Annotated in this window: 10 protein-coding genes; 4 read left to right on the top strand and 6 right to left on the bottom strand. The window is 63.1% G+C overall.

From position 1 onward, the window contains the following. Positions 1–41: 41 nt before the first annotated feature. The 3 genes from lpxK to AB5Y98_RS04170 all read right to left on the bottom strand — a co-directional run bounded on the left by lpxK (position 42) and on the right by AB5Y98_RS04170 (position 5291). Entirely contained in the window at positions 42–1043 is a 1002-nt protein-coding gene (gene lpxK, locus AB5Y98_RS04180; protein ID WP_324042998.1) for a tetraacyldisaccharide 4'-kinase, read from the bottom strand. Beyond that, positions 1043–2812: a lipid A ABC transporter ATP-binding protein/permease MsbA gene (msbA, locus tag AB5Y98_RS04175; RefSeq protein ID WP_368231388.1), complete on the bottom strand. Its 1770-nt coding sequence runs from the start codon at positions 2810–2812 to the stop codon at positions 1043–1045. The genes lpxK and msbA overlap by 1 nt, the downstream gene beginning before the upstream one ends. Before the next feature lie 187 nt (positions 2813–2999). Continuing rightward, positions 3000–5291 carry a DNA internalization-related competence protein ComEC/Rec2 gene (locus AB5Y98_RS04170; protein WP_368231387.1) on the bottom strand — a complete coding sequence of 764 codons (2292 nt, stop codon included), beginning with the start codon at positions 5289–5291 and terminating at the stop codon, positions 3000–3002. Here AB5Y98_RS04170 and AB5Y98_RS04165 point away from each other — a divergent pair. The 3 genes from AB5Y98_RS04165 to AB5Y98_RS04155 all read left to right on the top strand — a co-directional run bounded on the left by AB5Y98_RS04165 (position 5229) and on the right by AB5Y98_RS04155 (position 7867). Next, positions 5229–5747 (top strand): DUF2062 domain-containing protein, encoded by a 519-nt coding sequence (locus tag AB5Y98_RS04165; protein ID WP_005302706.1) that lies wholly within the window; start codon positions 5229–5231, stop codon positions 5745–5747. The two genes, AB5Y98_RS04170 and AB5Y98_RS04165, sit on opposite strands and share 63 nt — an antisense overlap. After that, positions 5741–6235 (top strand): DUF2062 domain-containing protein, encoded by a 495-nt coding sequence (locus AB5Y98_RS04160; protein ID WP_005302707.1) that lies wholly within the window; start codon positions 5741–5743, stop codon positions 6233–6235. Before AB5Y98_RS04165 ends, AB5Y98_RS04160 begins: the two co-directional genes overlap by 7 nt. A 123-nt stretch (positions 6236–6358) precedes the next feature. Continuing rightward, on the top strand, positions 6359–7867 hold the full coding sequence (locus AB5Y98_RS04155; RefSeq protein WP_017786229.1) for a helicase HerA-like domain-containing protein: 1509 nt from the start codon (positions 6359–6361) through the stop codon (positions 7865–7867). Positions 7868–7944: 77 nt separating this feature from the next. Here the strand turns inward: AB5Y98_RS04155 and AB5Y98_RS04150 are convergent, their stop codons facing one another. The 3 genes from AB5Y98_RS04150 to AB5Y98_RS04140 all read right to left on the bottom strand — a co-directional run bounded on the left by AB5Y98_RS04150 (position 7945) and on the right by AB5Y98_RS04140 (position 11606). Then, positions 7945–9135 (bottom strand): amino acid aminotransferase, encoded by a 1191-nt coding sequence (locus AB5Y98_RS04150; protein ID WP_368231386.1) that lies wholly within the window; start codon positions 9133–9135, stop codon positions 7945–7947. Positions 9136–9309: 174 nt separating this feature from the next. Beyond that, entirely contained in the window at positions 9310–10251 is a 942-nt protein-coding gene (locus tag AB5Y98_RS04145) for a hypothetical protein (protein WP_368231385.1), read from the bottom strand. A gap of 230 nt (positions 10252–10481) precedes the next feature. After that, positions 10482–11606 (bottom strand): porin, encoded by a 1125-nt coding sequence (locus tag AB5Y98_RS04140; RefSeq protein ID WP_017785743.1) that lies wholly within the window; start codon positions 11604–11606, stop codon positions 10482–10484. Between the two features lie 381 nt (positions 11607–11987). On the opposite strand from AB5Y98_RS04140, the gene dinG reads away from it, so the two are divergent. Next, positions 11988–14060: an ATP-dependent DNA helicase DinG gene (dinG, locus tag AB5Y98_RS04135; RefSeq protein ID WP_019838870.1), complete on the top strand. Its 2073-nt coding sequence runs from the start codon at positions 11988–11990 to the stop codon at positions 14058–14060. Positions 14061–14152: the final 92 nt, after the last annotated feature.

Below are 14152 nucleotides of genomic sequence, written 5' to 3'. Positions count from 1 at the left end.
GGCATGACAAGCCCCCTTCTCTCCCGCGCTGGCGAGCGAGATCAACCTTGTGCCTTGGTTGCGCCCTGCCCCTTCCCGCTCGCCCCCAGCTTGTGCAGCAGGGTATCGAGCAGGGAGGCGGGCAACTCGGCGCTGACCGGCAGATACCACCAGTTGTCGAGGGCAAAGGCGCGGCACTTGACCGCATCCTTCTCGGTCATCAGCAGCGGCTTGCCGGCAAAGCGGCCCACCAGCTCGTCCCGATCGAAGGGGTGGTGATCCCCGTAGGCCACCCGCTGATCCAGCTGGTAACCAAGCCCCTCGAGGGTGGCGAAGAAACGGGGCGGATGACCAATCCCCGCCAGCGCGTCGACCGACCCCGACAAGGGGGAGACCAGCTGGGCCTCGTCGCGCACTCGACGCGGGGCGTCGGCGACCAGTTGCATGGGGTACTCCCCCCGCCCCGGCTCGCCGCCGTTGCAGATGATGGCGTCCACCCGCTTGAGCCGGGTGACCGGCTCGCGCAGCGGCCCCATGGGCAGCAGGCAGGCGTTGCCGAAACGGCGGGCGCCATCCACCACCACCAGCTCGATGTCACGGGCCAGCGCATAGTGCTGCAGGCCATCGTCGGTGATGATGATGTCCACCTCACCGCTCTGCTCCAGCAGCCGTACCGCATCGGCCCGTTTCGGGGCAACCACCACCGGGCAGCCGCAGCGCCGGGCAATCAGTACCGGTTCATCCCCCGCCTGCGCCGTGGTGCTGGCGGCATCGAGCCGGTACGGGTAATGGGGCGCCTTGCCGCCATAGCCGCGGCTCACCACCCCGGGGCGATAGCCGCGGGCCTGCAACTGCTCCACCAGCCAGACCACTACCGGGGTCTTGCCGTTGCCACCCACCGAGATGTTGCCCACCACTATAACTGGCAAGGAGGCACGATAGCCCTTGCGCCAGCCGTGCCGATAGGCGTAGCGGCGGGTGCCGCTGACAACGGCAAACAGCAGGGCAAAGGGGGCCAGCAACCAGCGCCAGCCACTCTTTGCATACCAGAGCCGCTCCAGCATCAGACGTTGCCACCTTCGGTGGCATGGCCGAACTGGATGGCGCGCAGCTGGGCATAGGTGCCCTGCTGGGCCATCAGGGCCGCGTGGTTGCCACGTTCGACGATATGACCCTCATCGATCACCAGGATCTCGTCTACCTTCTCGATGGTGGAGAGGCGGTGAGCGATCACCAGCGAGGTGCGCGCCTTGCACAGCTCGTCGATGGCTGCCTGAATGTGGCGCTCGGACTCGGTATCCAGCGCCGAGGTGGCCTCATCCAGCAGCAGCACGGGGGCATCGCGCAGCAGGGCGCGGGCGATGGCGATGCGCTGACGCTGACCGCCGGAGAGCGACGCGCCGTTCTCGCCGACCACGGTGTCATACCCGTTGCTCATCTTGCTGACGAACTCGTCGGCGTGGGCGATGCGGGCCGCCTGCTTGATCTCGTCGAGGCTGTATTGCTCTTCCGCGGCGTAGGCGATGTTGCTCGCCACCGTGTCGTTGAACAGGTGGACATGCTGGGAGACCAGGGCGTACTGCTTGCGCAGCTCGCTCAGGCGGTAATCGCGGATGTTGACGCCGTCCAGCAGGATCTCCCCCTGCTCGATGTCATAGAAGCGGGTCAGCAGGCTGGCGATGGTGCTCTTGCCAGAGCCTGAGCGCCCCACCAGGGCCACCGATTTGCCCGCCTCCACCTTGAAGCTGACGTTGTGCAGCGCCGGGGTGTCCTTGGTCGGGTAGGTGAAGGTGACGTTGCGAAACTCGATCTCGCCGCGGGCGCGCTCCAGGGTACGAGTGCCGGTATCCTGCTCCGGCTCGGTATCGAGCAGGCCAAACAGGCTGTGGCAGGCGGTGATGGCGCGCTGGAACTGGTTGTTGACGTCGGTCAGGCTTTTCAGCGGCTTGAGCAGCATCATCATGGAGGTGATCATGACGGTGAAGGTACCGGCAGTCAGCTCGCTGCGCACGCTGTCGATGGTGGCCACATAGAGGAAGGCCGCCAGCGCGATGGAGGCCACCATCTGCACCACCGGGCTGCCGATGGCATCGGCGGCAACCATCTTCATGGTCTGCTGGCGCATGTTGTTGCTGACCTTGAAGAAGCGTTTCTCCTCCACCTTCTGGCCACCGAACATCAGCACCTCTTTGTGCCCCTTGAGCATCTGCTCGGTAGAGGTGGTGATGTCACCCACCGCCTGCTGGATGTGGCGGCTAATCTGACGGAAACGGCGGCTGATGAGACCGATGATGATGCCCACCACGGGCCCCACCACCAGGAAGATCACCGACAGCTGCCAGGAATGCCAGAACATCAGGCCGAGCAGACCGATGACGGTCGCCCCTTCCCGCACCAGGGTGACCAGGGTGGTACTGGCGGCCGAGGAGACCTGACTCGCGTCATAGGTCACCTTGGAGAGCAGGTGGCCGGTATTCTGACGGTCGAAGAAGCTCATCGGCATCGCCACCATGTGGTTGAATACCTGCTGCTGCAGGCGCATCACCACGTGGTTGCCGACCCAGGCCATGCAGTAGTTGGAGAGGAAGTTGGCGACGCCGCGCAGGGCCACGATACCCAGCACGAAGAAGGGCATCCACTTGAGCACGGTCGGATCGTTGCCGTTGATCCCCTTGTCGATCAGCGGCTTGATGGAATAGACGAAGGTGGTATCCACGGCGGCGTAGCCCAGCATGCCGATGATGCCGCCAATCAGGCCAAGCTTGCGGTCACGGACGTAGCCGAGCAGACGCTTGAAGACAGGCCAGCTGTCTTGTGAGGTTTCTTGTTGCATGAATAGCCGTTAATAAGGGAAATGACGGGCTATTCTAGCCAAAGCGCAGGATTACACCAAGCAGTGCCCATCACCAGAGCGGGAAATCACGGCCGTTATGCCAGCCACAGCCGGGTTTTCACCAAGCGCTGCCCATCACAAAGGCGGGCAATGACGGTCGTTATCCCAGCCAAAGCCGGTTTTACGCTCAGCGCTCAGGCCAGAATGCAGGACGCCACCAGTCACCATTGTGACGAAACCAGGGGCCCTGCTCCCGTTCGGCACGGATCCGCAGCCCGTCCGCCGCAGGCTCGACCAGGATCTCCCCGTCCAGTCCGGTGACCCATTGCTGCGCCTCCCGGTAGCGGGCCACCACCTCGGGGCGGGGAAATCCCCACTGGTTCATGAAGCCGGCGCTGTGCACCACATAGCGGGGAGCTACCGCCGCCACGAAGGGGGGCGTGGAGGAGGTGCGGCTGCCATGGTGAGGGCTCACCAGCAGGGTGCTGGCAAGCCCGGCCCCTTCCAGCGCCAGCAGCCGCTGCTCCGCCTGCCGCTCGATGTCGGCGCTGAGCAGGATACGTCGATCCCCGTCGCGGATCTGCAGCACGCACCCGTCGTTGTTGTGGCCGCCTCCAGGCTGCTGCGGCCAGAGCACTGCTATCTCGAGCCCCTGCCAGCGCCACTGCTGGCCACGCCGGCACAGGGTCGTGAAGCGGCCGAAGTCGAAGGAAGAGAGCTCGTGGCGTACCGGCAGAGCCTGAAGGATGGCACGCCGGTTGCCGGCGTGATCCCGGTCCTTGTGGCTGATGACCAGATAATCCAGCACCCGCACATCGAGCCGGTTCAGCAGCGGCAGGATCACGGCATCCGCCATGTTGTAGCCGCCCGGGTAGCGATCGCCGGTGTCAAACAGGATGCCGCGCTCACCCCGGGTGACCAGCACCGCCAGCCCCTGCCCTACGTCCAGCACCCTCAGTTGCCAGTGGGTCGGCGCCGGCCAGGCCGCCAGCAGCAGGGCCACGCCCCCCAGCAACAGCAAGGAACGACCGCCCGGCACATGCCAGGCGCACCATAGCAGGCTCAGCAGGGCGGTGAGCGGCAGTACCCAGCCCGGCACCGGCCACCAGAGCTGCCACTGGCTGGCCAACCTCTCCAGCGCCCACAATATCCACTGCAGGCCGACATCGGCCAGCCAGAACAGCAGGTGGGCCAGCTCCCCCGAGAGCGGCGCCAGCAGCACCCCGATGAGCGCCAGCGGTATGATGCCGATGCAAAAGAGCGGCAATGCCAGCAGATTGAGCAGCAGCGACAGCGGCGCTATCCCTTCGAACAGCGCCAGTTGCAGCGGCAGCAGCCCCAGCAGCAACAAGCCCTGCAGGCGAACGAGCCCGGGCTTGGCCTCCAGCAGGCTCGCCACCAGCAGCAGGGCCACCGCCAGGAAGGAGAGCCAGAATCCCGCCGAATAGAGGACGAAGGGATCCCAGAGCGTCAGCACCACGAAGGCCCACAACCAGACGCGATGGGCCGGCCACTCCCGCCGTCGCCAGCGCAGCAGACTCCACACCAGCACCATGATGAGGGCCCGCTCGGTGGCCACCGCAAAACCGGCCAGCCAGCTGTAGAGGGCGGCAAACAGCAGGGCAAGCAGAATCGCCCCCCGCAGCCCGAACAGCCGCCCCAGCCACCAGCCGAGCACCGCTACCAGCGCGATGTGCTGCCCCGAGATGGCGATGATGTGGGTCAGCCCGCTGCCGCGAAACAGGCTCCACTGCTCAGTCGTGATGCCCGCTTGCTCGCCGAAGGTGAGCGCCGCCAGCAGCGGGCCCTGGCTCAGATCCTGCCAGCTGGCGGCGGCCCGGGCCAGCCAGCGCTCGCGCAGCCCCGCTGGCACCGCTTCAATCTGGATCACCCGGCGCAGGTTGCCGGTGGCGGTGATCCCCTTGCCGAGCAGCAGGCGCCGCCCGTCCATCCCGGCCTCGTTGGCTAGGCCGTGGGCCGGCTTGAGGGAGACCTCCAGGGTCAGGCGACTGCCTGCCGTCATGGTGGGCAACACCTGGTAGGCATTGATGCGCACCAGGGGCGCCGGGGTGAGCGCCTGCTCATCGAGCCTGTTCACCCGCAGCACCAGCCGGACAAATTTATCGCCCTCGGGTTCTGCACTTTGCAGTTGTGCGGTTATGATGTGGCTCGTTTTTTTGCCAAGCTGATCCAGCCAGGCGAGCCGGTGCTGCAAATTCCCCTGCATCCAGAGGATGCCGCCCAGCAAGAACAGCAGCCGCCAGCAGCGGCAACCGGCGAGGGGAAACGCGAACAGCAGCATCAGGCCACCCCATTCCCATGAAGGCAACCATGGCCAAAGCAGTGAGGAGCTTGCCCCGAGGGCAAACGACAGCAGGCGCAGATCCATGGTGCAAGTATTTAGCAAGGTTTCAATATGCCCAAACGACTCATACAACGCTGGCTGCCTGATCCGGCGACCCTCAAGGAACACAAGCACTTGCGGTTGTTTGGCAAGCTGCTGCTGGACGCCAACCTGTGGCACCTCAATCGCCGCTCGGCGGCCGGTGCCTTCGCGGTGGGGCTGTTCATGGCCTGGGTACCGCTCCCCTGCCAGATGCTGCTGGCGGCCGGCGGCGCCATCGCCTGTCGGGTCAATCTGCCGCTCTCGGTGGCGCTGGTCTGGCTCTCCAATCCCATTACCATGCCGCCACTGTTCTACGGTGCCTACCTGACGGGCTGTCAGCTGCTGGGGCAATCCTCCCAACACATCGAGATCGAGTTCACCTGGGCCTGGCTGGTGTCGGTGTTCGAGACCGTGGCTCCGCCGCTGCTGCTGGGTTCGCTGGTGCTGGCACTGCTCAGCTCCCTCATCGGCTACGCCCTCATTCGCACCTGCTGGCGAATCAGCACCGTGCGTCAGTGGCAGAAACGCAAGGTGGCACGCGCATGCTGAATCGCTGGTTTGCCCGCTTCAAGATTGACCCCGATACCCTGCGCCAGCAGAAGTGGTTCGCCCTGTTTGGCGAGCGCCTGCTCGCCCCCGCCCTCTGGCAAGGGGGGCCGCGCGCCCTGAGCGGGGCGGTGGCTGCCGGCATCTTCGCCTGCTGGTTTCCCATCCCCATGCATTCACTCATCGCGGTCGGGCTGGCGCTGGCGTTCAGCCTCAACCTGCCGCTGGCGCTGCTGGCGGTCTGGTTCAACAACCCGCTGACCCTGCCCTTCATGTACCTCTACGCCTATCGCACCGGTTGTCTGGTGCTGCACAAGACGCCGGAGCCATTTCACCTCACCTGGACCCTGCACTGGCTGGAGCACGAAGCGGCCACCCTGGTGCCCCCCTTCCTGCTCGGCAGCCTACTGCTGGCGGTACTGACCGCCGCCACCGGCGGCCTCCTCACCCTGCTGTTGCTGCGCCTTGGCAAGCTGGTCCGCCCCCGCTGATCTCACCCGCCTCGTCAGCCTCTGGCGCGCTGACGAGGCACTGCCTTGCCATCCCCGGCACCTGCCACCACACTCCTTGTAACCCGTTGTTTTTAGTCCCCCATTTGCCACAAGGAGCCCACCATGGCCGAACCGCTCACGCTGGCCTATGCCAGTGGTCATCCCCTCGCCCTGCTGCCAGCCATGGCCAATCGCCACGGCCTCATCACCGGCGCCACCGGCACCGGCAAGACAGTCACCCTGCAGGTGCTGGCGGAGGGTTTCTCCCGCCTCGGCGTGCCGGTCTTTCTGGCCGACGTGAAGGGGGATCTGAGCGGCCTTGGCGCCGCCGGAGCGGGCTCGGCCAAGCTGGATGCCAGGCTGGCCCAGCTCGGCATCCCGGCCCCCGCCTTTGCCGCCAGCCCCACCCTGTTCTGGGATCTGTTTGCCGAACAGGGCCACCCGGTGCGGGCCACCATCTCCGACATGGGGCCCCTGCTGCTCGCCCGCCTGCTCGGTCTCAACGATACCCAGAGCGGGGTGTTGGAGCTGGTGTTCAAGGTGGCGGACGACGAGGGGCTGCTGCTGCTCGACCTCAAAGACCTGCGCGCCATGGTGCAGTTTGCCGGTGACAACGCCAAGTCCCTCACCACCCGTTACGGCAACGTCTCCACCGCCTCCATCGGCGCCATCCTGCGCAACCTGCTCACCCTGGAGAGTGCGGGCGGCGATCACTTCTTCGGCGAACCCATGCTGGACATCCAGGATCTGCTGCAGACAGATGAGTCTGGCCACGGTCATATCAATGTGCTGGCCGCCAGCAAGCTGACCCAATCCAGCCGCCTCTATGCCTGCTTCCTGCTCTGGCTGCTCTCCGAGCTGTTCGAGCAGTTGCCGGAGGTAGGGGATCCCGACAAACCTGTGCTGGTGTTCTTCTTCGACGAGGCACACCTGCTGTTCAACGATGCCCCCAAGGCGCTGCTGGAGAAGATCGAACTGGTGGTGCGGCTAATCCGCTCAAAGGGGGTGGGCGTCTACTTCGTGACCCAGAGCCCGGCCGATATCCCCGACAGCGTGCTGGGGCAGCTTGGCAACCGGGTGCAGCACGCCCTGCGCGCCTTTACCCCGAGTGATCAGAAGGCGGTGCGGATCGCCGCCAACACCCTGCGCGCCAACCCCGCCTTCGATGCCGCCGGCGTCATCACCGAGCTTGGCGTCGGCGAGGCGCTGGTCTCTCTGCTCGACGAGAAAGGACGGCCCAGCATGGTGGAGCGCGCCTTCATCGCCCCGCCCGCCAGCCGCATCGGCCCCTTGAGCGACGCCGAACGGCAGGCGCTCATTCAGTGCTCCCTGCTGCACGGCCGCTACGAGACGCCGGAGGATCGCGAGTCTGCTTTCGAGCGGCTCAACGACGGCAAGGTGACAACCACTGACGAGCAAGGCAGCGGACAGCCATCCAACGGGGAAGGCGGCCTGCTCGATGCCCTCAATGGCATCCTGTTTGGCCGCACCGGCCCCCGTGGCGGCCAGCACGATGGCGTGGTGCAGACCGCCGCCAAGAGCGTGGCCCGCACCATCGGCAGCGAGGTGGGTCGCCAGCTGGTGCGCGGGGTGCTCGGCTCCCTGCTGGGGGGTGGCAAACGCCGTCGCTAAGACCAGCTCCTGGAAATGAAAAAGCCCGCCGGGTCTCCCCGGCGGGCTTGTTACTGAACGGATATCGGCGGTTGTACTTACAGCACCTTGGCGATCGCATCGCACAGCGGATCTATGTTGGCACGGGTGATACCGGCCACGCTGATCCGGCCGGAGCCGACGATGTAGATGGCGAACTCGCTCTTGAGGCGCTCCACCTGATCCTTGGAAAGACCGGAGAAGGAGAACATGCCGTTCTGCTCGCGGATAAAGCTGAAGTCCTGGTTCACGCCGCGCGCGGCCAGTTTTTCCACCAGCAGCTCGCGCATCTCGCGAATGCGCACCCGCATGGCCGCCACCTCTTCCACCCACTCGGCATAGAGGGCCGGATCGCTCACCACGGCAGTGACGACGGCAGCGCCGTGTGACGGCGGGTTGGAGTAGTTGGCACGAATGACGGTCTTGACCTGGGTGAAGGCCACATCGGCGATCGCCTTGGTCGCGCTGACCAGGGTGAAGGCACCGACCCGCTCGTTGTAGAGGCCGAAGTTCTTGGAGAAGGAGCTCGCCACCAGCAGCTCGTCGTGGCATTCGGCGAAGATGCGCAGACCTTCGGCATCCTCTTCGATACCGCGGGCAAAGCCCTGATAGGCGAAGTCAAACAGCGGCAGCCAGCCGGCGGCGGCACTCTGCCTGGCCAGTGCACGCCACTGTTCAGCGGTCGGGTCGATACCGGTCGGGTTGTGGCAGCAGCCGTGCAGCAGCACCAGATCGCCGGCCTGCGCCTCGGCCAGCGAAGCCTGCATGGCGGCAAAGTCGAGCCCCTTGGTGGCCGCGTCGTAGTACTTGTACCACTTGACGGTCAGACCCGCCGCCTGGAACACGCTGATATGGTTGGCCCAGGTGGGATCGGAGATCCAGATGGTCTTGGCGAGGTTGTTGCGTACCACGAACTCGGCGGCGATGCGCAGGGCACCGGTACCACCCGGCGCTTGCGCCGTCTTGGCGCGGCCGCTGTTGACCAGCGCGGAATCCTGTCCGAACAGCAGTTGCTGCACGATGCGGCCGTATTCGATATTGCCTTCGATACCGAGATAGTTCTTGGTCTTCTCGTCGGTCAAGAGCTTCTGTTCGGCTTTCTTGACGCAGTGAAGAATGGGGGTGGCGCCGGTCTCATCCTTGTAGATCCCGACCCCCAGGTTGATCTTGTGGCTGCGAGAGTCGGCGCGGAAGGCTTCGGTCAGGCCCAGGATCGGATCCGCTGGGGCGGCAACAACCTTTTCAAACATGGTATTCCCTGTATTCCGTTGAGTTCGTTGGCTGGCAAAGCGTGTTGGCACACCGTCCGTGACACGCAAAACACGTGGCAAACAAAAGCGCCCACTGGCGAGCGCTTCGTCAACTCTTTATATCATCGTGCAGGATGGGGGAAAACCGCTTTTTCGGCCGGATCTGCGGCAATCTCAACCGATGGCATGCCACTGTGGCGCCAACGCGCACACCTCGGCAGACAAGCCACCATTGGACTCAACCAAACCGCTACAAACTGCTAACAATGACTTGGGGATCCGGCTCGGCTCCCAGGGGCGGGAGTCGGCCAACGGCAGGGCATAGGCCGTCATGATGGGAGCCAGCACGGTGGGCAGCCACCAGCTGGCCGGCCGACCCAAACGCTGGGCCAGAGTCAGCACCCGATCCACCCCGCTCGGATCGAGGGAGGTAAGATGACTCCACTGCACCTGAGGCGGCAGCGCGGCGATCACTTGCTGCAGTGCCTGCTGCGCCGAGGCGGGAGCCCAGATCAGCAAGCTCCCTGCCGGCAGCACCAGCTCGGCAAAGGCACCGACGCTGTCGGTGGTGATCACCCGCAGCAGCTCCCCCTCCCCCCACAGGATCTTGCCGAGGCTGGCCAAGTTGCGCTCCGGCAACGCCACCTCGCCAAGCGCCTGCAACCAGGGGGCAGCATCGAGCAGGGTGCCGCCGCTGAAAAACAGGCTGAACGGCTGGGGGGCACGCAGGCGCACCTGTTGATCCGAACAGAGCCGGATCCCCTTGTCTTCGAAGTCGATCTGCTCGTTGGGAGTAAAGCTCACCTCGCTCTTGCGATAGAGCGCGGCCAGCACCCGCTCGTTGACCTGTTCCGCCAGCTGCCAACCCTGCCCATGGAGCCACTCCTCCGGGGTTGGCGGCGCCGTGGCGATCTCGGCCAGCGTCAGTTCACGAGTCAGGTAGCGGCGACCAGCGGGGGTGAGCTCATAGTGGTGATTGCCCAGTGCCAGCAGCAGCTGGTTGTCCTTGAGCAGGCCCAGCAGGGGTTGCCACTGACGGGCGCGGATCACCGAGGTGGGGTTGTCCAGCAGCTGGCGGGCCAGCTCCCGCCACTGCGGGTGACTAAAGTCAATCAAGCGTCATCCTTCCCTGTCTGCCGAACATCCTGCAACGAGCTGAATAATCTAGCGATTCACTGACCGGGAGCCAAGTACAGAAAAGAGACAACGTGAACTGACGCAAGTCAAAGAGGGCAAGGAGAGGATGATCAACAGAGGAGAAGAGAAGCAATCCGGCGGAAAGCAGATAAAACAAAACGGCCAAGCAAGCTTGGCCGTTTATCAACTCAATCAGCGCAGAGGCTAGATTAGAAGTTGTATTGCAGGGCAACGGTCCACTCGTCGTCCATCTTGTCGATACCTTGGATCTTGTACTCGGTGTAGGCTTTCAGCTTGGAAGTGAAAGCGTACTGTACGCCCAGCAGGGTTTCGTCAACGATGTCTTTATACTCAGCACCAGCGGTGTTGGAAGCAGCTTTACCTTCAGTAAAGTTGTAGCCGGCCAGGAAGGTCCAGGCATCAACGTTGTAGGAAGCAGCCAGCTCGTAACCACGGCCCTTGTCCTTGTCACCACCGGTGGTGTGGTCATAGCTCAGGTCAGCTTGAGTGTAAACACCAGCGAAGTAGAATCCGTTGATGGCGTAGTGTGCGCCCAAGGCCCACTCTTTCTTGTCGCCAGAAGCGCTGGAAGTGGTGCTTTCCAGGTCGGAGTAAGAGTAACCGGCGTTCAGGCCCAGACCGAAGTCGAAGTCATAACCGGCAGCAGCGGCATAACCGTAGTTACGCTTTACATTCGGACCATAAACAGCAGTTTCTTTGATGCCCTGACCTACGTCAGTAACCTTGACGGCCTTGTCGTCGTTGGTCTGATAGGACAGTTTGCCTTTGAAGCCACCGTAGGTGTTGGAGTAGATGATCTGACCTTCTTGACGACCGTCATAGAAGTTACCTACGTCACCCCACTCGTTGAAGATATCGGTCGGTTCCAGCACGTCGTAGAACGCGGTATCGGTCTGACCGAAGATGATCTTACCGTACTGGGTGCCGTCGAAACCAACGTAGATGTGGCGGGAATCGAACTTGTTGGCGGAGTTTTCAGCAGAAACTTGCCACTCGGTCTTGGCGATACCGGACCAGGTGTTGTTCAGGGCAATCTTGCCGGACCAACCCAGACGGGAAGAACCAACCAGCTCACCATCGACATCTTGGTAGCTAGCAGCAGTGCCGGGAACGAAAACTGATTGACCAGTTTTAGTATCGAATTTATAGGCGTCGTCAGTTGCACCAACAGCCTTGTTGTGGTCACCGTAGTAGTTAGCCTGAACACGGCCGTATACGTCAAAAGTGGTACCGTCTTTGTCGTAAACCACTGCAGCGTTAGCGGCGGATGCAAACAGAGCCGGGATAGCAATAGCCAGAATTGTCTTTTTCATAGTTTCCAATGCCTACTGTAATTAAACACTAAGTCGTTGTTATTCCCTGTGTTAGCGATGTACTTTGCATCACTATGGCGCCGAGACTAGCACCGGGTTTTCCAATCCGCAATGAAAAAACTTGGAACTTTTTACGAAAAGCATAGTCATAGCGGAAAAATTGTGACCTAAATCCCACATTGTTTGCACGCCATGGGAAAACGTTTACAGCGATAACCGCTGGCAAAATTCGTCCGAATTGGTGATTTATCACACAATAACGACGACTCGCCTTATAAATAGAAGAAGAGGTCGGATCTGTGCGTTGCCACACACCTCGACCCAGGTTGCCGGTTGCAGGTATCCTGTCTTCCTTCACCCTGTGCAACGGTCATTTTCTTCATGCTGTCTACCCGTCTCAAAACCACCATTCGCAATACCTATCGGCAAATAGCCGATGGTTTACCCGGTTTTGTGCCGCGCAAGGAGCAGAATTTTCTGGTGGCCGAGATAGCCAAGACGCTGACCGGGGAGTATGACAAACAGCGTCGCATCCTGGTGGCCGAAGCCGGCACCGGTATCGGCAAGTCCCTCTCCTATGCTCAGGGGGCCATCCCGGTGGCTCGCCTTACTCAAAAGAAGCTGGTGATCTCCACCGCCACCGTGGCGCTGCAGGAGCAGCTGATCCACAAAGACCTCCCCTTCTATCATCGCCATAGCGAGCTGCCGTTTCGTTTCATGCTGGTCAAGGGGCGCCAGCGCTACTGCTGCGAACACCTGCTGGAGCAGGCCGCCAGTGGCAGCGAGATGGCCAACTTCGAGTTCGACTTCGGAGCCCTCAGCAAACACAAGCCGTCAGACGCCGACAAGGATTGCTATCAGGCGCTGTGGCAGGCCTACACGGAAGGCAAGTGGGACGGTGATCGAGACAACTGGCCCAAACCCATCAACGATAACTGCTGGGATCGCATCGCCGCCGACCGCCACACCTGCAACAAGGCGCTGACTCATCATCAGCACTGCCCCTTCCACCGCGCCCGCAACGACATGGATGCGGCCGATGTGCTGGTGGTCAACCACGCCCTGCTGCTCTCCGACCTCACCATGGGGGGCGGCATTATCCTACCGCCGCCGGACGAGTGCCTCTATGTGCTGGACGAGGCCCATCACTTGCCCACCATAGCCCGGGATCACGGCGCCGCCTCGGCCAGCGTCAAGGGGTCACGCCGCTGGCTGGAGAAGCTGGCGCAGGGGGCAGGCAAGCTGGCCAGAACCCTCAACAAGGAGAGCCTGCTCGATCCCCAGCTCAAGCTGCAGGACGCGCTGGCCTCCCTGCAGCCGGATCTGAAGGCGCTGGAGCAGTGGCTCGCAGCCAACGACCGCTTGTTCAATGAAGAAAAACACCATCGCTTCGCCGATGGTGTCTTGCCCGACCCCCTGCCCATGCTGGCGGAGAACCTCAAGGAGGCGAGCAAGAAGGCGCTGCGGGCGCTGGACAGAATGCAGGGCGCCATCGGCGAGGCGCTGAAGGATGGCGAGATCCGTCGCAAGGATGCCGAACCCCTGCTGGCGGAGAGCGGCTTCTATCTGCAGCGGCTGGAGGGTTTCTGCGCCCTGTGGGAGATGCTGGGGCGGCACGTGGCAGAAGGCAAGACGCCGCTGGCCCGCTGGATGGTCAAGAGCGATGACGGCGACATCTGGCTGCACGCCTCCCCCATCGAGGTGGGCTACCTGCTGGAGGAGTGGCTCTGGTCCAGATGTCTTGGCGCCGTGCTGGTATCGGCGACCCTGACCGCCCTCTCCTCCTTCAGCTATTTCCGCCACCAGGTGGGGCTCAAAGAGCACGACGGTACCCGCTATCTGCGCCTGCGCTCCCCCTTCGATTACCAGAAGGCCGAACTCTATCTGCCCAGGATGGAGCACGAGCCCAGCGCCCCCGCCTTTACCCAGGAGCTCGTCAGCATCCTGCCCCGTCTGCTGGCCGGCAAGGAGGCGAGCCTGGTGCTGTTCTCCTCCTACCGGCAGATGAACGAGGTGGCGGTGGGTCTGCGGGCCAAGGGGCTCTCCCTGCTGGTGCAAGGGGAAGCCTCCCGCAACGCCCTGCTCACCCTGCACAAACAAAAATGCGATGGCGGCCAGGCCAGCATATTGTTTGGCACCGGCAGCTTCTCGGAAGGGCTGGATCTGCCCGGTCACTACCTCACCAACCTGGTGATCACCAAGTTGCCGTTCGCGGTCCCCAACTCGCCGGTGGAAGAGGCCACCGCAGAGTGGGTCGAGAAACGGGGGGGCAATCCCTTCTTGCAGCTGACGGTGCCGGAGGCGTCGCGCAAGCTCATCCAGGCCTGTGGTCGCCTCATTCGCAAAGAGGCGGATAGAGGCCGGGTCACCATTCTCGATCGCCGTCTGCTGACCAAACGCTACGGCAAGGGGCTGCTCGATGCCCTGCCACCATTTCGACGCCGGATTGAGTAGCGACGGGGTTGGCCAAGGTAGCCAACCCCACTGGCCCGATGAGTTTGCATCGGGAAAGCGCGAGCCCAGACGCGACAGGGGCGCCATAAACG

The sequence above is a fragment of the Aeromonas sp. s3 genome (genome assembly GCF_040907805.1).
Taxonomy (GTDB): Bacteria; Pseudomonadota; Gammaproteobacteria; order Enterobacterales; family Aeromonadaceae; genus Aeromonas; species Aeromonas dhakensis.
This window is presented reverse-complemented; position numbering and strand designations above follow the sequence as displayed.